The 22,003-nt window shown below is 60.8% G+C and carries 17 protein-coding genes; 7 read left to right on the top strand and 10 right to left on the bottom strand.

What is annotated here, in order from left to right:
* Nucleotides 1-8: 8 nt before the first annotated feature.
* From NN484_RS06435 to aspA, 7 genes are all read right to left on the bottom strand, one after another.
* Nucleotides 9-4,610: a coiled-coil domain-containing protein gene (locus tag NN484_RS06435; protein ID WP_274658753.1), complete on the bottom strand. Its 4,602-nt coding sequence runs from the start codon at nucleotides 4,608-4,610 to the stop codon at nucleotides 9-11.
* Nucleotides 4,611-4,762: 152 nt separating this feature from the next.
* Complete coding sequence (locus tag NN484_RS06430; protein ID WP_274658752.1) at nucleotides 4,763-5,863, bottom strand: polyamine ABC transporter substrate-binding protein; 1,101 nt, start codon at nucleotides 5,861-5,863, stop codon at nucleotides 4,763-4,765.
* Entirely contained in the window at nucleotides 5,860-6,885 is a 1,026-nt protein-coding gene (locus NN484_RS06425) for a histone deacetylase family protein (RefSeq protein ID WP_274658751.1), read from the bottom strand. The genes NN484_RS06430 and NN484_RS06425 overlap by 4 nt, the downstream gene beginning before the upstream one ends.
* A 207-nt stretch (nucleotides 6,886-7,092) precedes the next feature.
* Nucleotides 7,093-8,085 (bottom strand): AraC family transcriptional regulator, encoded by a 993-nt coding sequence (locus NN484_RS06420; RefSeq protein WP_215500510.1) that lies wholly within the window; start codon nucleotides 8,083-8,085, stop codon nucleotides 7,093-7,095.
* 202 nt (nucleotides 8,086-8,287) lie between these two features.
* Nucleotides 8,288-9,292, bottom strand: coding sequence for an asparaginase (locus tag NN484_RS06415; RefSeq protein WP_274658750.1), 1,005 nt, complete (start codon nucleotides 9,290-9,292; stop codon nucleotides 8,288-8,290).
* A 171-nt stretch (nucleotides 9,293-9,463) separates the two neighbouring features.
* Nucleotides 9,464-10,912, bottom strand: a complete 1,449-nt coding sequence (locus tag NN484_RS06410) for an alanine/glycine:cation symporter family protein (protein WP_127649588.1) — start codon at nucleotides 10,910-10,912, stop codon at nucleotides 9,464-9,466.
* A gap of 447 nt (nucleotides 10,913-11,359) precedes the next feature.
* Entirely contained in the window at nucleotides 11,360-12,784 is a 1,425-nt protein-coding gene (gene aspA / locus NN484_RS06405) for an aspartate ammonia-lyase (RefSeq protein ID WP_127649589.1), read from the bottom strand.
* Nucleotides 12,785-12,964: 180 nt separating this feature from the next.
* On the opposite strand from aspA, the gene NN484_RS06400 reads away from it, so the two are divergent.
* Nucleotides 12,965-13,876 (top strand): LysR substrate-binding domain-containing protein, encoded by a 912-nt coding sequence (locus NN484_RS06400; protein WP_215500512.1) that lies wholly within the window; start codon nucleotides 12,965-12,967, stop codon nucleotides 13,874-13,876.
* A 63-nt stretch (nucleotides 13,877-13,939) separates the two neighbouring features.
* Here NN484_RS06400 and NN484_RS06395 read toward each other — a convergent pair whose 3' ends face one another.
* On the bottom strand, nucleotides 13,940-14,509 hold the full coding sequence (locus NN484_RS06395; RefSeq protein ID WP_274658749.1) for a zinc metalloprotease: 570 nt from the start codon (nucleotides 14,507-14,509) through the stop codon (nucleotides 13,940-13,942).
* A gap of 509 nt (nucleotides 14,510-15,018) precedes the next feature.
* Here NN484_RS06395 and purE point away from each other — a divergent pair.
* The 4 genes from purE (at nucleotide 15,019) to NN484_RS06375 (ending at nucleotide 17,601) form a co-directional block, all read left to right on the top strand.
* On the top strand, nucleotides 15,019-15,510 hold the full coding sequence (gene purE, locus NN484_RS06390; protein ID WP_003229641.1) for a 5-(carboxyamino)imidazole ribonucleotide mutase: 492 nt from the start codon (nucleotides 15,019-15,021) through the stop codon (nucleotides 15,508-15,510).
* Between the two features lie 10 nt (nucleotides 15,511-15,520).
* A complete protein-coding gene (locus tag NN484_RS06385; RefSeq protein ID WP_127649592.1) occupies nucleotides 15,521-16,603 on the top strand; it encodes a 5-(carboxyamino)imidazole ribonucleotide synthase in 1,083 nt (360 codons plus the stop codon).
* A gap of 114 nt (nucleotides 16,604-16,717) precedes the next feature.
* On the top strand, nucleotides 16,718-16,963 hold the full coding sequence (locus NN484_RS06380) for a GlsB/YeaQ/YmgE family stress response membrane protein (protein ID WP_008030708.1): 246 nt from the start codon (nucleotides 16,718-16,720) through the stop codon (nucleotides 16,961-16,963).
* Nucleotides 16,964-17,064: 101 nt separating this feature from the next.
* A complete protein-coding gene (locus NN484_RS06375) occupies nucleotides 17,065-17,601 on the top strand; it encodes a DUF3299 domain-containing protein (RefSeq protein ID WP_064379774.1) in 537 nt (178 codons plus the stop codon).
* A gap of 83 nt (nucleotides 17,602-17,684) precedes the next feature.
* On the opposite strand, the gene NN484_RS06370 is transcribed toward NN484_RS06375, so the two are convergent.
* Both NN484_RS06370 and NN484_RS06365 read right to left on the bottom strand, forming a co-directional pair.
* Nucleotides 17,685-18,584 carry a D-hexose-6-phosphate mutarotase gene (locus NN484_RS06370; protein WP_215500515.1) on the bottom strand — a complete coding sequence of 300 codons (900 nt, stop codon included), beginning with the start codon at nucleotides 18,582-18,584 and terminating at the stop codon, nucleotides 17,685-17,687.
* Between the two features lie 58 nt (nucleotides 18,585-18,642).
* Nucleotides 18,643-19,047, bottom strand: coding sequence for an acyl-CoA thioesterase (locus tag NN484_RS06365; RefSeq protein ID WP_003229628.1), 405 nt, complete (start codon nucleotides 19,045-19,047; stop codon nucleotides 18,643-18,645).
* 377 nt (nucleotides 19,048-19,424) lie between these two features.
* Between NN484_RS06365 and NN484_RS06360 the strand changes: the two genes are divergently transcribed.
* Nucleotides 19,425-20,723 (top strand): MFS transporter, encoded by a 1,299-nt coding sequence (locus NN484_RS06360; RefSeq protein WP_274658748.1) that lies wholly within the window; start codon nucleotides 19,425-19,427, stop codon nucleotides 20,721-20,723.
* 157 nt (nucleotides 20,724-20,880) lie between these two features.
* Nucleotides 20,881-21,882, top strand: coding sequence for a phosphate ABC transporter substrate-binding protein PstS (locus NN484_RS06355; protein ID WP_127649597.1), 1,002 nt, complete (start codon nucleotides 20,881-20,883; stop codon nucleotides 21,880-21,882).
* Nucleotides 21,883-22,003 lie beyond the last annotated feature (121 nt).

Below are 22,003 nucleotides of genomic sequence, written 5' to 3'. Positions count from 1 at the left end.
CGTTTCGGTTATGAAAAAAACAGTTTGCGGGCCAGTTGTGCACTGATCTCGCTGCGATAAATGGCGATCACTTGCGGGTTGGAGGTCTTGGGATTCACCTCGAACGCCCCGGCCAGGAAGCGTTGATCGCTGGTCTTCAAGTGGGCGGCGGTGAAGTTTTCCGCCGGCCCGTCCGGCTGGGGGTAATGGAAGTGCGCGTACCACAGCGCTTTCTGGCTGCGACGATCGCGAATCTCGAATTCAGTCAGGTAATCCCTGCGCGGGCCCTTGAGCCGACGCCGTGCGGTGCCGGACAAGATGTCGATTTCATTCTTGCCCAGCAGCCATTCGATGCGCGAGGCAGTGGGTGGCTGCTGTTTGATCATTTCGACGCGCAGCCGGTAGCCCTCGGTATTCAGCCGTTCGCGGGCCTGCTGCAGTTCGCTCTTCAGCTTCGTGGCTGCCAGGCGCTGGGCTTCAGCCGTACTCGAACTCAGGGCACGTTCCAGGGCACTTGCGCTGTGATCGAAGTGTTCGCTTTTCTGGCGGAACAGATCCTCGATTTCCACCGGGATGCGGCCGGGTTTTTTCGCGCTGGCTTCGGTTCGCCGAATGAAATCTTCCAGGCTGTCGAGCAGGGTTTGCCCTTGGGCCAGTTGTGCATCGAGCGCAGGTCGGGACGCGGGTCGGCGACGTCGGGCGGGTACCCGTTCGACCCAGACGCCCGGGGTTTTTTCGTGGAACGTGGCGATGACTTTGCCAGTCATCGGCGCGCGGACTTCCAGCAGTACCGGCTCGCCCGGCGCCGAGGGCCGCATTTCGCCGACGACCGTGCCCTTGAAACGGGTCTTGACCACCCGTTTGCGGGGCGCGCGGGCGGGTTTCGAGGGGCCCGGCCGAGCCTGCGCCGGAGCATGCTCGCGCAGCAATTGCGCCAGATGATCCTCAGTGCGCTTCTGGAATTCGCCGATACGCTGGCGCAGATGTTTGAACGGTTGCTCCAGCAAGACCTCTTTGTGGTCGAGGGCGAAGTCCTCCAGTGACTGGTCGATGGCGACAAACTGTTCGAGCAGTCCGTCGAGGCCCTCGGTGCGTTCTCCTGCCCCGGCCGGGTTGTCCTCCAGCATCAGTTCCTGAGAGGTCTGGATCACCAGATTGGTGGTGTCGAGCAAGCGGGAAAAGTCCGCCTGCGCCTCGTTCACTGCGGCACTGTCGCCCTCCTTGAGGCACACCTCGCGGGCCAGCGAAACTTGCAGGGCTTTGAGATCATCGGCGCTGAAGGTGGGCAAGCGCTTGCGATACTGCACGACAATTTCGGCGGCACTTCTGCCGAGGCGATCCAGTTCCTGAAACTTCGAGCGGGCGAATTCGAGCTTGCCGATCACGCCTTCGGACAGATCGACCATTTGCTGATAAGTCGCCCGGTCACCAGCACCTGCCGTGGTGTCTTCGGCTTCCAGCAATGTCAGCGTTTCTTGCAGTGTCCGCACGAAAACGGGGGTGTTCTGATCAAGCCATGTCTGATTGAAATGCAACTGGGTATCGAGCATCGAGATCATGGCCGGGCGGTAGTTGGGAACCGTCTCCAGCAGACTCAAGGCCTTGAGCTGTTCAATTGGCGCCTCGTACTGAAGGGTGCGCTGGTCGAGCTTTTCGAGAAACGCCTGCTGCAGTCCGGACGAAGCCTGGTCCTCGGCACGTTTCATTTTCTGGTAGGCGTCGATCAGCTCGGTTTTTGCGTGATCGCGTTCGTTATCGAATTCGGTCAGTTGTTGCTTGAGTTCGGCAATGCGTTGACGGTTTTGCTGTTTCAGCGCTTTGCGCCGGGCGGAAAAGCCACCGCCGCGAAGGCGCAAACGGGTGTCGACGAACCACTGGCCGTGGGTATTGCTGATCAACGCCGGGCCTCTGCGCATCGGTTGTTGTCGGGTGTCGATCATCGACACCGCGCCTGTGTCATCGACGGCTACCTCGAACCAGCGCTCGTCGATCGTGGCGTAGTAGCGGGTTCCCAGGCGATGGAGATGACGGTAAAGCGCGCTGGTGCTGTCAGGCGGGATCAGTGATTCGGGCCTGGGAACCGCGAAGCGTTCCAAAGTCTGCGTGAGACTCAAGGCGGTATCGGTGAGCACGCTGATACGGTGTGGCGCAGCGGCAGCTTCGCCGACGACTTCGGAGGACTGGACGATGGTGAGCGGTGTCCGCGGTTTTTCCTCAAGCGCGACGGGTTTGGCCTTCGAAGTCTTTTTCTCGATGCCGGGGGCCGTCGACGATCGTGTACTGGCGTGATGGGCGAGGACCATCGCCAGGGTCAGCAACAGGTCCGTCATCGCGCTGGCCTGTTGCTGTCGATCACCCTGGTCGCCGGCGTCGAGAGTCTGTTGTATGTCGTCCAGTACCTGCCAGATCCACGCGGCGGTGCCGACCGTACGACCGAGAAAGGGCAAGGCTGCATTAAGGATCATCCACGCGCCATGCTTGAAGGTTTCCCAACGGCTTTGTGCGTTGGACACCGATTGTTCTTCTGCCTGCCGGACCAGTGCATTGACGTTGGACGTGAACAGCGCGTCCAGGTAATCGGGGTCGATGACCGCTGTGCCCAGCGTCAGCGTGCCGCCCATTCGCAGCGGAGTCAGCGGGTCGCCCAGCAGTTGCGAAAGCGTCCAGACAGAAGGCCGGTTCGCGGTGAACACGTAGTTGGCGTAATCAGCCCGTACGCTGTCCGGCAGCCAGGCGAGCACGGATTGGTGCAGCGTCGGCGAATGCTTGATGGCGTAGATCAGGTTGGCCGGTGTCGGGTACTGGCTCAAGGGTTGATCGAGCATTGGCCGGTAGAGCAGGCACGGCCCCTTGTTCATTTGGCGAGGGCCGATCACAAACATGTTGGCCACCTTGTCGGCGGCGCCCGCCAAACGCCAGCCGGGCTTGAACGCCAGCGGGCGGATGACGATTTCCTCGCCGTCCACCCAACGGTTTTCGGCGGCGACTTGCACCGCCGCCGCGACATACCGGTAGCCCAGTTCGTTGATCCCGGCCTGACCACGAATCTTGTGCTGTAACGCCAGCAGCGGCAGTTCGACCCGCAAGTGAGCGGTGAACAGGTTCTGCCGGCGAAGGCTTTCTGTGGGGACGTCGAGCAAGGTGTTCTTGATCAGTGTCGGGTAGCTCTGACCGATGTCGGCGTTGACGATCAATCCCTCCAGGTAGTCCACGGTCATCCACTCGGGCAATGATTGCCCGCTGATGCTGCGTACGGTCTTGTTGCCCAAGGGCAGCGCGATCAGGTTCTGCAGCGCCAGATCCACCAGGCTCAGCGACATGCGTTCGGGCCCGACCTGTGGCACGAACGCCCCCCAGACCACGACGCTTTCGACAGCGATCTCGATGTCCGTCAGGTTTAACGAGGTGGCATCGGGATGCTGTTTGAGCATGGCCTCGCGCAGGGTGTCGAGGGCGAACTCGCGGATCGGCTTGATGCCGTCCAGAAAGGTCTTCTCGTCGTCCTGCGTGCGCACCGTCGCCAGATCCATCAGGTGGCGGCTGTAAGCGGTGAGGTCGCTGGACGAGGCGTTGGCTATCCACGACGGCAGCGTCTGCTCGACCCGGTTGAAGCGTGAAGGAGCCTGTTGGTCTGTCGGGTCAAGCTCGTTCGCGGTGCGACTGATGTGCGGCGCAAGGTCGGCATTTGCTGCGCCGGGTTCGTTCGACAGCGCGCCAATCGAGTCCGCCTGCAGCGCAATCAGGTTGCATGCCAGATGATCGAAGTACTCGCCCTCGGGTTCGATCAAGCGCCATTTCAGGGTGTGGCCGCTTGTCTGGCCTGCGCTGTAAACCAGCAGGGAGTTGCCCAGTTGCTCCAACGACTCGTAGGTGCGCAAACCGTTGGTCACCGAGTGCGTGAGGATCAAGGTGCGGCTGTCGTGCTCGCCGATCAGTACGGCCAGGTCAAGGACATTGAGGTGCGTCGAGACGTCGTTGCCGGTCTTGTCACTCACGGTGTCGAGGTCGATCAGGCAGGCGCGCGACCGATAGCGGTCATGCGCACTGCGCAGGTGCTTGTCCGGGTATTGGTAAAGGTTGCGCGCCATGGCGTACTGGTCGGTATCCAGGCCCGCGGTCTTTTCGATGTTCCACTGTTCACGCAGCGATTTGGACAGGTGTTTCCAGCGCGGGGTCGTGTCGGACGTCAGTTGGTTCCAGTAATCGACTTGCTGTTCCTGGAACGCAAAAAACAGCAGCGGCGCCAGCTCATTGAGCAAACGGGCGATGGCTTCCAGGCTCACGGGGAATTGCGCCGGAGCTGGCTCCATTGGCTCTAGCGTGAGGTAGTGCTCACCGTCGAAAAAAACCACCGGAGTGCCCTCGACACCATGGCGAACGAGGGTGTCGGTCAGCGATTCCCAGTGCTGGATCCCCGGGATGACCTGTTCCTTGAGCAGGCGCCAGGTGGGGGTCACCACCATCGCCAGACGCGGATCGATCGTCAGCTGTGGGTACAGCGATTTCAGGGCCGGCAAGAGGGTGCGTGTGGCCACTTCGCGAATCGACGGCCCGGTCACCAGTTGGGTCAGCAATTTATCCTGTTCGTCCGTGGGGACGGGCACGGAGGAGGGGGTGGAAACGTCGGTCATGTTCACATCCTGTGTGGGTTAGGCACCGTTGGGCATTCGGTGCGCATGCCGTTTCACGGTAGTGACGGACGCGTCGGGGCGGGTGGTAGATAAATATCGCGGGCAAAAAAAGACCTGCGCGAGCGCAGGTCTTTTCGGTACAGCGGCGGGTATCAGGTGCCGGACTTGATTTTGGTCCAGGCCCGCGTCCGCGCCCGCTCGGCATCGCGAGGCAATGGCTGCAGGGTGTACAGCGTGTTCATCGCCGCTTCGGTCGGGTACAGGTTGGGGTTGTTGCGGATCGCCGGGTCCACCAGGCCGGTGGCGTCCTTGTTCGGGTTCGGATAGCCGACGAAGTCGCTGACCGGTGCGATCACCGCCGGTTGCAGCAAGTAGTTGATGAAGGTGTAGGCGTCCTCCGGGTTCTTCGCACCCTTGGGGATCGCGAGCATGTCGAACCAGATCGGCGCGCCTTCCTTGGGCAGGCGCATGTCGACCACCACGCCGTTCTTCGCTTCTTTGGCGCGGTTGGCCGCTTGCGAGAAGCTGCCGGAGTAGCCGACGGCGACGCAGATGTCACCGTTGGCGATATCGGCCATGTACTTGGAGGAGTGGAAGTAGGTGATGTACGGACGGATCTTCATCAGCAGCGCTTCGGCTTTCGCATAGTCCGCCGGGTTCTTGCTGTTGGGATCGAGCCCCAGGTGTTGCAGGGCCAGCGGCAGGATCTCCGACGGCGAGTCGAGCAGGGCGACGCCGCACTGCTTGAGCTTGCTGATGTTCTCTTCCTTGAAGATCAGATCCCAGCTGTCCACCGGCGCGTTGTCACCCAGCGCTGCCTTGACCTTGGCCGGGTTGAAGCCGATCAGGATGGTGCCGTACATGTACGGCACGGCGAACCGGTTGCCCGGGTCGTTGGCCTCGATCAGCTTCATCAGTTTCGGGTCGAGGTGGTTCCAGTTCGCCAGCTTGCTGCGATCCAGCGGCTGGAACACCCCGGCTTCGATCTGCTTGGCGAGGAACACGTTGGACGGCACCACCACGTCATAACCGGAGTTGCCGGTCAGCAGTTTGGCTTCCAGCGCTTCGTTGGTGTCGAAGATGTCGTAGACCAGTTTGGTCTGGGTGTTCTGCGCCTTGAAGTCTTCCAGTGCCTTGGGCGTGATGTAGTCGAACCAGTTGTAGACGCGCAGGGTGCGTTCTTCAGCGTGGGCAGCGGTGCTCAACAACGTCGCACACAGGGCTGGCGCGATAAGGTGCTTGAGGCGGTTCATTGTTCAAACCCTTCCAGCACGTTCACCGCGTTGATGCCGATTTCCTCCACCGCGTAGCCGCCTTCCATGACGAACAGGGTTGGCTTGCCAAGGGCGGCAATGCGCTTGCCCATTGCCAGGTAATCCGGGCTGTCGAGTTTGAATTGTGAGATCGGATCGTCCTTGAACGTGTCGACGCCCAGCGACACGATTATGACGTCGGCGCCGTAGCGGTCGATCTCGTTACAGGCCTGATCCAGTGCCGCGCTCCACACATCCCAGCCGGAGCCGGCCGGCAGCGGGTAGTTGAAGTTGAAGCCTTCACCGGCGCCTTCGCCGTGCTCATCGTCGTAACCGAGGAAAAACGGAAACTCGGCTTCCGGGTGGCCGTGGATCGAGGTGAACAACACGTCGCTGCGCGCGTAGAAAATCGACTGGGTGCCGTTGCCGTGGTGATAGTCGACGTCGAGGATCGCGACCTTCTTGTGGCCCTGATCGAGGAACGCCTGGGCGGCGATGGCAGCATTGTTGAGGTAGCAATAACCGCCCATCAAGTCACTGGCGGCGTGGTGTCCCGGCGGACGGCACAGGGCGAAGGCACTGCGTGCACCGCGCTGGATTTCCGCTTGGGCAGTCAGCGCCACTTGCGCAGCGCTGTAGGCCGCTTGCCAGGTGCCGGCGGTGATCGGTGCGCCGCCGTCGAAGCTGTAGTAACCGAGCTGGCCGTGCAGGCTGGTCGGTTTGATCTGCCGTAGTGTGCGTGCCGGCCAGGTGTACGGCAGCAAGTCACCGTCGGTGTTGAATTCGGTCCAGCGTTCCCACGCGCCTTTGAAGAAGTCGAGGTAGTCGCGGCTGTGGATTCGTGCGATCGGCTCCAGGCCGAAATCCTTCGGTGCCTCGACCGGGCCGAGGTTCTGGTGCTGTACCCGTTGCAGCACGTGGTCGGCGCGCGAAGGCATCTCGAAGCATGGCTTGAGCTGGCCGTCGATGAGCTCGCAGCGGCCATGGTGCAGGTGGTGATCGTCTGAGTAGATCGTCAGCATTTGTTGTTCTCCGCAGGGCTGATTCGGTGGCCCCCAGTGTTGCGGCGTGCGGTGAATCGGAGAACGGCAGGAAAGGCCAAAAGGGGATCGATATGGCCAAAAAAACTGACCGTTATTCGCCCCTTTTTAGATCAAAAGATCGCAGCCTTCGGCAGCGCCTACAGAGATCGGTGTAGGCGCTGCCGAAGGCTGCGATCTTTTGATCTTTCAGGTTCTGAACTGGCTCGGCGCCACACCGCTCCAGCGCACGAACGCATGGCGGAAGCTTGCGGTTTCGCTGAAGCCCAGGGTTTCGGCGATGCGGTAGATCGGCAACTGATCTTCACACAGCATCTGCTTGGCGCGCTCGAAACGCAGTTCGTCGAGCAGCTCCTGATAACTGCTGCCCATGTCCTTGAGGTGACGGCGCAAGGTGCGCGGCGAGCACTTCATCTGCTGGGCCAGGCCCTCCAGCCCCGGCGCGGCATTCAACTGGGCACTGAGCAATTGGCGGATACGCCCGAGCCAGGCCTGGCGGCCGGTGAATTCGAGGTTCTGCTTGCGGCAGCGCTCGGCCATGGCCTGATGGGTGATGGCATCGGCCAGTGGCAGCGGCTGCTCGAGCCAGCGGCGGTCGAAGGCGAACGCGTTGTCCCTGGCGGCGAAGTGCAGCGGGCTGGCGAAGTGTTCGGCGTAGCTGTCGCGGTAATCCGGCGCCGCGTGTTCAAACCGCGTGGCGAGCAAGGGCAGGGGATGACCGAGCAGGTCGTCGCAAATGACTTTCAGTGACACCAGGCAGAACTCGGCGTTGAACACCGCCATCGCCGGGCTCTCGCGGTAATCGGCAGCAACGAACCAGACGCGCTCGCCGTCGTCCTCCAGGCTCAGTTCGAAAAGTGTTCCCAACAGCGCCGGATAACGGATCGCCAGACGCAAAGCGTCACCGAAGGTGGCACAGGTCAGCAGCGCATAACCGAGGATGCCGTAGCAGGAAACATGCATGCGCCGGCCCAGTTCCAGACCGATATCGTGCTTGAGCGCGACCGCGTTGGCGCAGACCTGCATCTCCTGGTTGGTGGTGATGCGCGTGTCGGCGCGGTTCAGATCTGTAGCGCTGATGCCGCTGCCGGCCAGCAATGCCTCGCTCGACAAGCCTTCGGCCTTGAAGGTGTTGAGCACCAGCGAAACGGCGTTGAGGGTGGTGAGGTGGGAGTGCAGCATAAAATCTTCCAGCCTTGAGATGACTGGAACGCAGCAAGTTGCATGCCGGACGCCGATCAAACTGTGGGAGGGCTATTGTGGCGAGGGAGCTTGCTCCCGCTGGGGCGCGCAGCGGCCCCGAAATATTGCGACTGCTTCGCAGGCGAGCGGGAGCAAGCTCCCTCGCCACAGGGGCTCACTCCTACAGGGGTATTGCGTGGTGTCAGATCAGCTCGCCACACAGGTCGAGTTCGATCAGGCGCCGCACTTCAGCCGACTCCAGACCAGCACCCAGCAACGCCTGCAACTTGCCGAACGCCGCTTCGCGGGTCATGCCGCCACCGGACAACACGCCCACGCCACGCAGCCGGCTGCCGGCCTCGTAAACGTCCAGCTCGACCCCGCCTTCATGGCACTGGGTGACTGCGACCACCACCACGCCGTTGTCCCGGGCTCGGCCGAGGCTGGCGAGGAACTCGGGGTTGTCGCTCGGTCCGGTGCCGCTGCCGTAGCACTCCAGCACCAGGCCCTGGATACCGCCGTCGAGCAGACCGTCGACAATCCCGGCGCTGATGCCGGGGAACAGCGGCAGCACAGCGACATTCGCCAGTTGTTTCGGTTGGTTGTAGTTCAACGCGGCCGGCATCGAAGATGCTTTCACCCCGCCGCCCTGACGTTCGAGGCGTTTGAACGGATGCCGACCGAAACTGCGCACTTTCGCGCAGCGGGTCGGGTCCAGCAGTTCGCCGTGGAAGTACAGGTGCACACCCGGCGCCAAGCCTTGGCCGAGGGCAACCAGTGCGCCGCCGAGGTTTTCCCAGGCATCGCTGTCAGCCACGCCCGCCGGCAGCATGGAACCGGTGAAGCACACACGAGCATGCAGGCCGAGCAACTGGAAGCTCATTGCCGCGGCGCTGTAGGCCAGTGTGTCGGTGCCGTGCAGGATCAACACGCTGTCGCAGCCTTGCACGTCCACGGCATCGACCACCGCTTCACGCAGTTGCTGCCAATAGGCCGGGGTCATGTTGGCGCTGTCGATCAGCGGCGACATTTCCCGGAAGCGCCACTGCGGCACCACCAGCTCAGGCTGGCTGTGCAGGTACTCGCGCATCCGCGCTTCGAAACCGGACGCTGGGGCCAGGCCGTTGGCACTGGCCTGCATGCCGATGGTGCCACCGGTGTAGAGCACCATGACGTGTTGGGCGGCGGGGAAGGAATTGGCAATCATCTGAGGGTCTCCACAAGAGATGACATTGTAGGAGTGAGCCTGCTCGCGACAGCGGTTCATCATTCAACATTGATGTTGGCTGAAAGACAGCTATCGCGAGCAGGCTCGCTCCTACAAGTTATTGCATCACAATAACTGACGGGCGCAGGGGATGCGCCCGTCATTCACCTGTCAGCGTTGCGCTGCAGGGGCGCCTTGCGGCTCGACTTCGGTCTTGCCGGCGGCGGCTGGCGGGTTGGTCGGCCAGGCCTTCAGGTCCAGGTCCAGATCGGTAAATTTGCTGGAGTCGAACACGGGCTGCTTGACGCCGGCGCGGCGCTGCTCGTCGTAGTCGCGCATCACGCGCATGCCGACCTTGAACAGCATGGCCAGGGCTATCAGGTTGACGAAGGCCAGGCAGGTCATGGTGATGTCGGCGAAGGCGAACACGGTCGACAGGTCCTGCATCGAACCCCATACCACCAGCGCCAGGACCAGACCGCGGAAAATCATCAGCGCGGCGCGGTTGCGGGTGAGGAACTGCAGGCTGTTTTCGCCCAGGTAGTAGTTGTAGAGGATGCAAGTGAAGACGAACAGCGACAGAGCGACGCTGACGAACATGCGGCCCCAGTCACCGACCACGGCGGCCAGCGAGTTCTGGGTCAGGACGATGCCGTCACCTTCGAAGCCCGGGGTGTAGAAGCCCGACAGCAGGATCAGCAGCGCGGTGCAGGTGCAGATCACGAAGGTGTCGAGGAACACGCTGAAGGCCTGGACCACGCCCTGGGCGCCCGGGTGCTTCACGGCGGCCACTGCGGCAACGTTCGGCGCACTGCCCAGGCCCGCTTCGTTGGCGAACACGCCGCGCTTCACGCCCATGACGATGGCGCTGCCGAGCAGGCCGCCAAAGGCCGGGTCGAGGCCGAAGGCGCTCTTGAAGATGGTTTCCAGCATGGCTGGCACGTGTTCGATCTGGGTACCGATCACGTACAGGGTCACGCCGATATAGGCCAGGGTCTTGATCGGTACGAGCAGGTCGGACACCGAGGCAATGCGCTTGATGCCGCCGATGAAGGTAATGGCCAGCAGCACCGCCAGGACGATACCGGTGTGTTGTGGATTGAATTCAAAGGCGTTCTGCAGTGAGTGCGTCACGGTGTAGGACTGCAGGCCAATGAAGGCAAAGCCGTAGGTGACCAGCAGCAGGATCGAGAACACCACCGCCATGCCTTTGAGTTTCAGGCCGTGCTGGATGTAGTAAGCCGGGCCGCCACGGTACAGGCCGTCGCCATCGGCGCGCTTGTAGACTTGGGCCAGGGTGCATTCGAAGAAGCTGCTGGACATGCCGACCAGTGCGGTCACCCACATCCAGAACACCGCACCTGGACCACCCAGGGTCACGGCGATGCCGACACCGGCGATGTTGCCTGCACCGACACGGCCGGCAAGGCTGAGCATCAGGGCCTGGAACGAGCTGAGCTGCCCGGCGCTGCCTTTGAGGCTGTCGCGGAACACCGCGAACATGTGGAAGAAGTGCCGCAATTGAACGAAACGCGAGCGAATCGTGAAGTAGCTACCGAGCCCGACAATGAGCACGATCAGTACTTTCCCTGAGAGGAAGTCGTTGATGACTTCGAGCATGGATTTTTCCTCGCTGTTTTTTGTGTAAGCAAATACTGGATGGTCAGAAACATCGTGTTACGCCGGTGTGCACGCGGCACGACAGGTGAGGCGAATGTTTCGTCCCGGTTCCATTTCGCGGGTTTGTTATTAGTTCGGGTTTCGCATGGGTTATGGCCTCGTTACCGACGACCGCTCACGCGAAGAGGGGCGGCACTATACCGATCAGTGCGGCGCCCGTCTGCACGCTTGTGGTGCAAGCGACGAAACGAAGCTTTGAAACACCCGGCGTTACCGGCGCCGGGCTTGTTTGGAGGCTGCTTTCTTGTTGGCGCAACCCCCAGACATACGGGGCTCAGGGTCAAACAGTTAAAAAAAAGGGCTTGGGGACCAATCCCCAAGCCCTCAAAAGGTGAGAGGTGTCTAGTCCCTCGACCTGGTGAGCGGTGCAACAAGTAACGCGTCGGCTCAGGCTTTGAGCGGAACCAGACGCGGTGCAATCATGTTTTCCGGGCGCAGGATGTCGGCGAGCATGGCTTCGTCGAGCAGACCTTCTTCGCGCACCAGTTCCAGCACGCCGCGGCCGCTTTCAAGGGCGATACGGGCGATGCGGGTGGCGTTTTTGTAGCCGATGTACGGGTTCAGCGCGGTGACCAGACCGATCGAGTGCTCGACCAGTTCACGGCAGCGGGCTTCGTTGGCGGTGATGCCGACGATGCAGTGCTCGCGCAGCATGTCCATGGCGCGTTGCAGCAGGCGGATCGAGTCGAGGATCTTGAAGGCGATCAGCGGCTCCATCACGTTCAGTTGCAGTTGGCCGCCTTCGGCTGCCATGGTCAGCGCCAGGTCGTTACCGATGACCTGGAAGGCCACCTGGTTAACGGCTTCCGGAATCACCGGGTTGACCTTGCCGGGCATGATCGAGCTGCCTGGCTGACGGGCCGGCAGGTTGATCTCGTTGATGCCGGTGCGTGGGCCGCTGGACAGCAGGCGCAGGTCGTTGCAGATTTTCGACAGCTTGACTGCGGTGCGCTTGAGCATGCCGGAGAACAGCACGAAGGCACCCATGTCGGAGGTGGCTTCGATCAGGTCGGCGGCTGGAACCAGCGGTTGACCGCTGATCAGCGCCAGACGCTGTACCGCCAGCGCCTGATAGCGCGGGTCGGCGTTGATGCCGGTGCCGATCGCGGTGCCGCCCAGGTTCACTTCAGTCAGCAGTTCCGGGGCCAGCGTCTTCAGACGGGCCAGGTCTTCGCTCATGGTGGTGGCGAATGCGCGGAACTCTTGACCCAGGGTCATCGGCACGGCGTCTTGCAGCTGGGTACGACCCATCTTCAGGACGTGGTTGAATTCTTGACCCTTGGCCGCGAAGGCCTGAATCAGGCTGTCGAGGCTGGCCAGCAACGCGTCGTGACCCAGCAGCAGACCCAGGCGGATCGCGGTCGGGTAGGCGTCGTTGGTCGACTGCGCCATGTTGACGTCGTCGTTCGGGTGCAGGTACTGGTACTCGCCTTTCTGGTGACCCATTGCTTCGAGCGCAATGTTGGCGATCACTTCGTTGGCGTTCATGTTGGTGGAAGTACCGGCGCCACCTTGAATCATGTCGACCACGAACTCTTCGTGGAAATCACCGCGGATCAATCGGGCACAGGCTTCGCTGATGGCAGCGTGCTTGGCTTCGCTCAGGTGACCCAACTCACGGTTGGCGTCAGCGGCGGCCTGTTTGACCATCGCCAGACCCACAACCAGTTTCGGGTAATGCGAAATCGGAACGCCGGAGAGACGGAAGTTGTTCACCGCTCGCAGGGTCTGGATGCCGTAATACGCTTGAGCCGGTACTTCGAGGGCGCCAAGCAGGTCGTTTTCTGTGCGGAAAGATGCAGCGGAGGACATGATAGAAATCATCTCGATATGGACCCGGTCTATGCCGGAACGCTGCGAATGCTAGGCTTGTAGGATTTTTTGGGCCAATGCTGTTAAACACTGCCCTATGCACATTCGGCATAATGCCCGTGTGACGCCGCGCGCGCGGCAGACGTGTGACCTGTTTTGGTGCGTTCCCGGGAGGGCGTGATGAATCTGGAAAGCAAATGGCTCGAGGACTTCAGTGCTCTGGCCGCCACTCGCAGCTTCTCGCAGGCGGCCGAACGGCGCTTCGTGACTCAGCCGGCGTTCAGTCGGCGGATCCGCAGCCTTGAAGCAGCGCTCGGGCTGACGCTGGTCAATCGCTCGCGCACGCCGATCGAGCTGACGGCGGCCGGACAGCTGTTTCTGGTGACCGCGCGCACGGTGGTCGAACAGCTCGGTGAAGTGCTGCGTCATCTGCATCACCTGGAAGGCGGGCAGGGCGAGGTGATGCAAGTCGCCGCGGCGCACTCGCTGGCGCTGGGGTTTTTCCCGCGCTGGATCGCACAACTGCGCAACGAAGGGTTGAACATCGCCACGCGGCTGGTGGCGACCAATGTCGGCGACGCCGTGCATGCGCTGCGCGAAGGCGGCTGCGACCTGATGCTGGCGTTCTACGACCCGGACGCGGCGATGCAGATGGACCCGGAAATCTTCCCGTCGCTGCATCTGGGCCAGACCGAGATGCTGCCGGTGTGCGCGGCGGATGCCGATGGCAAGCCGCTGTTCGATCTGGAAGGCGACGCCAGCGTGCCGTTGCTGGCGTACAGCGCCGGAGCGTTTCTCGGGCGTTCGGTGAACGGATTGTTGCGTCAGCGTCAGTTACGTTTCACCACCATCTACGAAACCGCCATGGCCGACAGCCTCAAGAGCATGGCCCTGGAAGGCCTCGGGATTGCCTGGGTGCCGCAACTGAGCGTACGTGCCGAACTGGCCCGCGGCGAACTCGTCGTCTGCGGCGGCCCGCAATGGCATGTGCCGCTGGAGATTCGTCTGTATCGCTGCGCGCTGGTGCGCAAGGCCAACGTGCGGTTGCTGTGGCGTAAGCTGGAAGGGGGAGTGGCGGGTTCTACTGCTTGACGGACAGCAAGAGTGAAGGCGATTTTCGCGTTCACTCTTGTCAGTGCAGGGACTCAATAGGGCTTAGTCGTGTTCTTTGAGGTAGTTGCGGATGCGTTCCCGGTTTTTATCGCTGAAACGCTTGGCGTTTCCTCGGAATACCGATGCAACGGTCCCGGACGCCATAATGGTTTCATCCCACCAGCCGTTGTAATAGACCTCAAAGTCTTCATGCTCTGCACCAAACATATGACCGACTTCATGAGCAGGTGTCTGCTCGCCATTAATCGAGGAAATTGCGCAGTAGCCGGTCTGGCTTGCTATACCGGCAACACTATCGCTGAGGTTGTCGCGTGTCAGTAAAAGAAACTTTCGAGTGTGATCGTCGTAGTAGTCGCTAACGCGAAGATCCTTATGTTCATCGACTTTCTCGCGCCAATCGAAAATCGCTTGCTCAGGCGTACCGATTTTATAGGCGTGATCACTGAGGCCGGGTGCGTCTGACGGCTGTATCATAAAGAGTGCGAACGGCTTTCCTGAAATTTCTTCGAATTCGTCAGCCAGCCAGCTGAAATGGCTTTCAAAGAGGGCTTTGGAATCATGTTCCGATAAATCTTTATGAATAAAGACATACAGCACAAGCGAACGTGACATGGCGAAACTCCAGTAGATATTGTTATCAGTGATAACGGCCAAAGACGCGTCTGGCCGTCGAAATGATTGTTAGAATTTTGTATAAGTTTATTTTGCAGTTTTGTTGTTGTAGTTGTCGGTGATTCAAGCTTTCTAATTTAATGTGGCTGTTGTAATAAGTGTTATGGGATTTGTATAGCATTGAAGGTCTGCACGCCATTGATGGTTCTTTAGTTTTTATTTCCTGATGTTCTGTTGTTTAGGTTTTAGTGTGCCAGCGCGAGCGCGCGTTAACTTCCAGCCGATGTTATTGGTAGTGCAGGGTTCTTGATTTTCGAGTCAATAAACCTGTTGTTTTGCATCACAAGACAGATGGTCGTGACGGGGGCTGTTTATTGGCTTCTTTGCGGTATACTGCGCGGCCTTCGGCCGGTCCGTCCGGCCATTTTTCGTACAATCAAGCCACGCAATCCTGCGTGGCTTGTTGTTTTTGACGCGCCTGCGGGCGCCCAGAGAGAAGAGGCGCGACGATGAGTGCACTGGTTGGCGTGATCATGGGCTCCAAGTCCGATTGGTCCACCCTTAGCCACACCGCCGATATGCTGGAAAAGCTCGGCATCCCGTACGAGGTCAAGGTGGTTTCTGCTCACCGCACCCCGGATCTGCTGTTCCAGTACGCCGAAGAGGCTGAGGGCCGCGGCATCGAGGTGATCATCGCCGGTGCCGGTGGCGCAGCCCACCTGCCAGGCATGTGTGCGGCCAAGACCCACCTGCCGGTGCTGGGCGTTCCGGTGCAGTCGTCGATGCTCTCGGGCGTCGATTCGCTGCTGTCGATCGTGCAGATGCCGGCCGGCATTCCGGTGGCTACCCTGGCCATCGGCAAAGCAGGCGCGATCAACGCCGCGTTGCTCTCGGCGAGCATTCTGGGCGCCAAGCATCCACAGTTCCACGCGGTACTGAAAACCTTCCGTGCCGAGCAGACAGACAGCGTCCTGGACAATCCAGACCCACGTATTGCCTGAGGTTGTTGAGATGAAGATCGGTGTAATCGGTGGCGGCCAGTTGGGCCGCATGTTGGCGCTGGCGGGGACTCCGCTGGGCATGAACTTCGCTTTCCTCGACCCTGCGCCGGACGCATGCGCCGCCGCACTGGGTGAACACCTGCGGGCCGATTACGGCGATCAGGATCACCTGCGCCAACTGGCTGACGAAGTCGACCTGGTGACCTTCGAGTTCGAAAGCGTCCCGGCCGAAACCGTGGCGTTTCTCTCGCAATTCGTGCCGGTGTACCCGAGCGCCGAAGCCTTGCGCATCGCTCGCGACCGCTGGTTCGAGAAAAGCATGTTCAAGGATCTGGGGATTCCGACCCCGGCCTTCGCCGACATTCAATCGCAAGCCGATCTGGATGCCGCCGTCGCTTCGATCGGTCTGCCGGCCGTGCTGAAAACCCGTACCCTGGGTTATGACGGCAAGGGTCAGAAAGTCCTGCGCAAACCGGAGGACGTGGTTGGCACGTTCGCCGAACTGGGCAGCGTTGCCTGCCTGCTGGAAGGCTTCGTGCCGTTCACCGGTGAAGTCTCGCTGATTGCCGTGCGTGCCCGCGATGGCGAAACGAAGTTCTACCCGCTGGTGCACAACACTCACGACAGCGGCATTCTCAAGTTGTCGGTCGCCAGCACCGATCACCCGTTGCAGGCCCTGGCCGAAGACTACTCCAGCCGTGTGCTCACACAGCTCGACTATGTGGGCGTGATGGCGTTCGAGTTCTTTGAAGTCGACGGTGGCCTCAAGGCCAACGAAATCGCCCCGCGCGTGCACAACTCCGGGCACTGGACCACCGAAGGCGCCGAGTGCAGCCAGTTCGAAAACCATCTGCGCGCCGTTGCCGGCCTGCCGCTGGGTTCGACAGCCAAGGTCGGTGAGAGCGCGATGCTCAACTTCATCGGCGTGGTTCCGCCGGTGGAGAAAGTCATCGCCATCGAAGATTGCCATCTGCACCACTACGGCAAAGCTTTCAAGGCCGGGCGCAAGGTCGGTCACGCCAACCTGCGCTGCGCCGACATGGCCACGCTCCAGGCGCAGATCGTCAAGGTCGAAGCGCTGATCGCCGAGTAAGCAGTTTCATGTGGCAGCGGCGGAACCTTCGGGAGCCGCCGTTCTCTCATGGCAGGATGCCAAAGTCTGACTAGGCTTTGGCATATCTACTATTCAGCGTCAGAGGGAAATGCCATGGGAATTATCGGAACCATCTTTATCGGCTTGATCGTCGGCCTGCTGGCACGCTTCCTTAAGCCGGGCGATGACAGCATGGGCTGGATCATGACCATCCTCCTCGGTATCGGCGGTTCGCTGGCAGCCACTTACGGCGGCCAGGCCCTGGGTATCTATCAGGCAGGTCAGGGCGCAGGCTTCATCGGCGCACTGGTCGGCGCGGTCGTGCTGCTGGTGATCTACGGCCTGATCAAAAAGAACTGATCCAAGCACCAAGTCCTCTCTGCCGACGCGGCAGGGAGGGCTAGAATGCTCGGCGATTCAACGTCCTTCCTTTATCCGAGCATCTTTTACCGAGCACCTCCATGCGCCGTCTTTTGTTGACTCTCCTTTTGCTGGGCAGCGGTCTGGCCCACGCCGGCGAACTGCCGGAAACCGACTGGCTGGAACTGATGCCCAAGTCGGACCAGAAAGCCCTCGAGGCCATGCCCGAAATCGACCACAACTCCCCGGAAGCCACCGGCACCTTCACCCAGAAGGGCGGGATGAAGCAGGCCAAGGGCCTGCCGGCAGTGATGTATTCGACCAAGACCGTGGCGTCGATGAACGACAAGCACATCCGCATCGGTGGTTACCCGGTGCCGCTGGAGTCCGATGCCAAGGGCCGCAGCACGCTGTTCTTCCTCGTGCCGTACCCGGGCGCATGCATCCACGTGCCGCCACCGCCGCCGAATCAGCTGGTGCTGGTGCGTTATCCCAAAGGCTTGAAGCTGGATGATATCTACACGCCGCTGTGGGTCACCGGCACGCTGAAGATCGAGAAGGTCAGCAATGATCTGGCCGATGCGGCGTACGCGCTGGAAGCGGACAAGGTGCGGGTGGTGCAAGAGTCTGATCTCTAAAGCAAAAGATCGCAGCCTTCGGCAGCTCCTGCATTGGAATGCATTTCCCTGTAGGAGCTGCCGAAGGCTGCGATCTTTTGATCTTAAAGCGGTTTGCTGTCGATGCTGACGCCCATGGTGTGACTGGCGCTCGGTGCCAAAGTCACCACGTCATCCATCACATTCGCCGTCTCGATGCACAACATGCGCTGCCAGCCATCGTTGTCCATGTCGGTCAGTGCCGCCGCGCGGTCGATCCACGGGTTCCAGATCACGGCGGTGCGCGAACCGGTAGCCGTCAGCACAATGCGTCGTTCCCAAGCCGCGTCGACAATGCTCAACTGTGGTGGAGCATCGAGGTAGATGCGGTCGGTCTCACCGGCAAAATGCAGATCGCCTTGCTGGGTGTTGGTTTTCCAGTCATCCAGCGTCTCGATGTAATTCAAACCATTCACGCCATCGACGTGCACATTGCGCACGTCACTGACCGCGAAGTAAGTGTGCAGCGCCTGGCTCAGGCTGACGGTGTCACTGCCACGGTTGTGGCTGGTCAGGCTGAAGCTCAGTTGCTCGGACAGATGCAAGGTCAGGGTCAGATCGACCTGATGCGGCCAGCCCGGCAGGCCACCTTCGGGGTAGGGCAGCTTGAATTCGACCTTGACGCCGTCAGCCTCTGATTCGATGCCGCCCAACTCCCAATCCATCGCCCGCACCAGACCGTGCGCGGGTGCCGGTTGCTCGCCGGTGTACATGGCCTGCACGCTCTGCGGGTTGCGTTCGAACTTGCCGAACCAAGGCCAGCACACCGGCACACCGGCGCGGATGCTTTTGCCGGTCTTGAACACGGCCTTGTCGTTGAGCCAGATGATCGGCGGCTGGCCGTCGATCTGATAACTGAGGATGTGCGCGCCTTGCTGGGCGACCAGCACTTCGGCCTGACCGTGGCGGATGCGCCAGCAGTTCAGTTCATCCAGTTTCACGGCTTCAACGTTGGGCGTGTTCATGGGACAGCTCTCGATCAGACACTTGGGACGACTATCGACCGCAAAACCGCGGCGAGGTTTAACGCGCGCGTGGTGGCACCGAACGGGTGCGACCGCTGCCGTCGATGGCGACGAAGACGAACACTGCTTCGGTCACTTTACGCCACTCGCTGGACAGCGGATCGTCGCTCCAGACTTCGACCATCATCTGGATCGAGCTGCGACCGATTTCCAGGGTCTGGGTATAAAAGGACAATTGCGCGCCCACCGCGACCGGCACCAGAAATGCCATGCGGTCGATGGCCACGGTCGCCACACGGCCACCGGCAACGCGGCTGGCCATCGCGGTGCCCGCCAGATCCATCTGCGCCACCAGCCAGCCGCCGAAAATATCGCCAAAGCCGTTGGTTTCGCGGGGGAGTGCGGTAATTTGCAGGGCCAGGTCGCCTTGCGGGATCGGATCTTCTTGTTCGAGCTCTATCATGCCGGGGGTGCCTCTGACCCGTGACTCTTCGTTGGTACTGCTGGTGGTAGCCGTCTTCAGGAAAAACGATTCAGCACCGAACATACTACGTTCGTCACGTTTTCCATAAGGCGCCTAAAGGGAAACTCTGCGAAAGCGGCTGGATCCACGCACCAAGGCGACCAACGACGTTTTCGCACAGCAACCCCCTACAAACCGGAGCAAGGTTGCGAGTATATCGGTCGGTAGACTCCGCGACGACCATCGGGTTCTGATTTTGACTGTCAAATACGCGCCTCTATGTGCTTTTTCGAACAATTTGCTATGGTGCCGAACCTGCCCAAGCCACAGCCAGCGTTGTTGTGGCGGTAGATCCGACTATAAGAGAAGCCCTTGCCATGACCACAGCGCCTTCGAGCCTCGCGCAGCCCGAGCAACCTGCACGACCCCTGACCCGCAATGACTACAAGACTCTGTCGCTATCGGCCCTGGGCGGTGCGCTGGAGTTTTACGATTTCATCATTTTCGTGTTCTTCGCCACCGTGGTCGGCAAGCTGTTCTTCCCGGCCGACATGCCCGAATGGCTGCGCCTGATGCAGACCTTCGGCATTTTCGCCGCCGGTTACCTCGCGCGGCCGCTGGGCGGCATCGTCATGGCGCACTTCGGCGACCTGCTGGGGCGCAAGAAAATGTTCACCCTGAGCATTTTCATGATGGCCGTGCCGACCCTGATCATGGGCCTGCTGCCGACTTACGCGCAGATCGGCCTGTGGGCACCGATCCTGCTGTTGCTGATGCGGGTGATCCAGGGCGCGGCGATTGGCGGGGAAGTGCCGGGGGCATGGGTCTTCGTTTCCGAACACGTGCCGCAAAAGCACGTCGGCTATGCCTGCGGCACGCTGACCAGCGGCCTGACGGCGGGCATCCTCCTGGGTTCGCTGGTCGCCACCGCGATCAACAGCCTCTACACACCGCTGGAAGTTGCGGATTACGCCTGGCGGATTCCGTTCCTGCTCGGTGGCGTATTCGGCCTGTTCTCGGTCTACCTGCGCCGCTGGCTGCACGAAACCCCGGTGTTCGCCGAGCTGCAACTGCGCAAGGCGCTGGCCGAAGAAGTGCCGCTGCGCGCGGTGCTGCGTGACCATCGCGGGGCGATTGCGATCTCGATGCTGCTGACCTGGTTACTGTCGGCCGGGATCGTCGTGGTGATCCTGATGACCCCGACCGTGCTGCAGACGGTCTATCACTTCTCGCCGACGGTGGCGCTGCAATCCAACAGCCTGGCGATCGTGTTCCTGAGCTTTGGCTGCATCATCTCCGGCGCCCTGGCGGATCGCTTCGGCGCCGGCCGGGTGTTTGTCTTCGGTTGCCTGGGCTTGCTGATCAGCTCCTGGACCTTCTATCACAGCCTCGCCGATCACCCGAACTGGCTGTTCCCGCTGTATGCCCTGACCGGTTTGCTGGTCGGTACCATCGGTGCGGTGCCGTATGTGATGGTCAAGGCATTCCCGCCAGTGGTGCGCTTCAGCGGGCTGTCGTTCTCGTACAACGTGGCTTACGCGATCTTCGGTGGCCTGACACCGATGGTGGTGAGTCTGCTGTTGAAAGAAAGCGCGATGGGGCCTGCCTACTATGTAGCGGTGCTTTGCGCGATGGGGATTCTGGTCGGTGCCTGGCTGTGGAAAAAGGGGCGCTGATTTTCCGTCCCGCTTGATCGTTCCCAGGCAGAGCGTGGGAACGATCAAGCGACATGCTGGCCTTTCATCCAATTGTCATATTTCAGCCATAGAGTGTTCACACGGCCTGCTGATACTTGGCCCCGACTTAACACACCCTATCTGCTAGGAGTAAGGCATGAAACTGAAGCGTTTGATGGCGGCAATGACGTTTGTCGCTGCTGGCGTTGCGACCGCCAACGCGTTCGCCGCTGTTGACCCTGCTATCCCGAGCTACACCAAGACCACTGGTGTGTCGGGCAACTTGTCCAGCGTTGGTTCCGACACTCTGGCCAACCTCATGACCCTGTGGGCTGAGAACTACAAAAAAGAATACCCGAACGTAAATATCCAGATTCAGGCCGCTGGCTCCGCCACTGCGCCACCTGCGCTGACTGAAGGCACCTCCAACCTGGGCCCGATGAGCCGCAAGATGAAGGACACCGAACTGGCGGCCTTCGAGCAGAAGTACGGCTACAAGCCAACCGCTATCCCGGTTGCCGTGGACGCCCTGGCGGTATTCGTACACAAGGACAACCCGATCCAGCACCTGACCATGGAACAGGTTGACGCGATCTTCTCGTCCACTCGTCTGTGCGGCGCCAAAGCCGACGTGAAAACCTGGGGCGACCTGGGCGTGACCGGCGACCTGGCCAACAAGCCGGTGCAACTGTTCGGTCGTAACTCGGTATCCGGCACCTATGGCTACTTCAAGGAAGAAGCCCTGTGCAAAGGCGACTACAAGCCAAACGTCAACGAACAACCAGGTTCGGCTTCGGTCGTGCAGTCGATCAGCTCCTCGCTGAACGGCATCGGTTACTCGGGCATCGGTTACAAGACCGCTAGCGTGAAAACCGTAGCGCTGGCCAAAAAAGGCAGCACCGAGTTCATCGAAGACTCGGAAGAAAACGCCCTGAACGGCAAGTACCCGCTGTCCCGTTTCCTGTACGTCTACGTCAACAAGGCCCCGAACAAGCCTCTGGCCCCGCTGGAAGCCGAGTTCGTGAAACTGGTTCTGTCCAAACAGGGTCAGGAAGTTGTAGTGAAAGACGGCTACATCCCTCTGCCAGCCAAGGTTGCTGCAAAAGCACTGGCTGACCTGGGTCTGCAGGAAGGCGGCGCTGAAGTCGCAAAAAAGTAACAAACTGAGTCCGGGGAGAACCCCGCCGGACTCTGTAGGAGCTGTCGAGTGAAACGAGGCTGCGATCTTTTGATCTGGCCTTGTGAGCGGCAAGATCAAAAGATCGCAGCCGAGGTCCCCT

It is taken from the genome of Pseudomonas serboccidentalis (assembly GCF_028830055.1).
In the GTDB taxonomy this organism is placed as follows: Bacteria; Pseudomonadota; Gammaproteobacteria; order Pseudomonadales; family Pseudomonadaceae; genus Aquipseudomonas; species Aquipseudomonas serboccidentalis.
The sequence above is the reverse complement of the archived record's forward strand: the minus strand, read 5'-3'. Positions and strand labels throughout refer to the sequence as shown.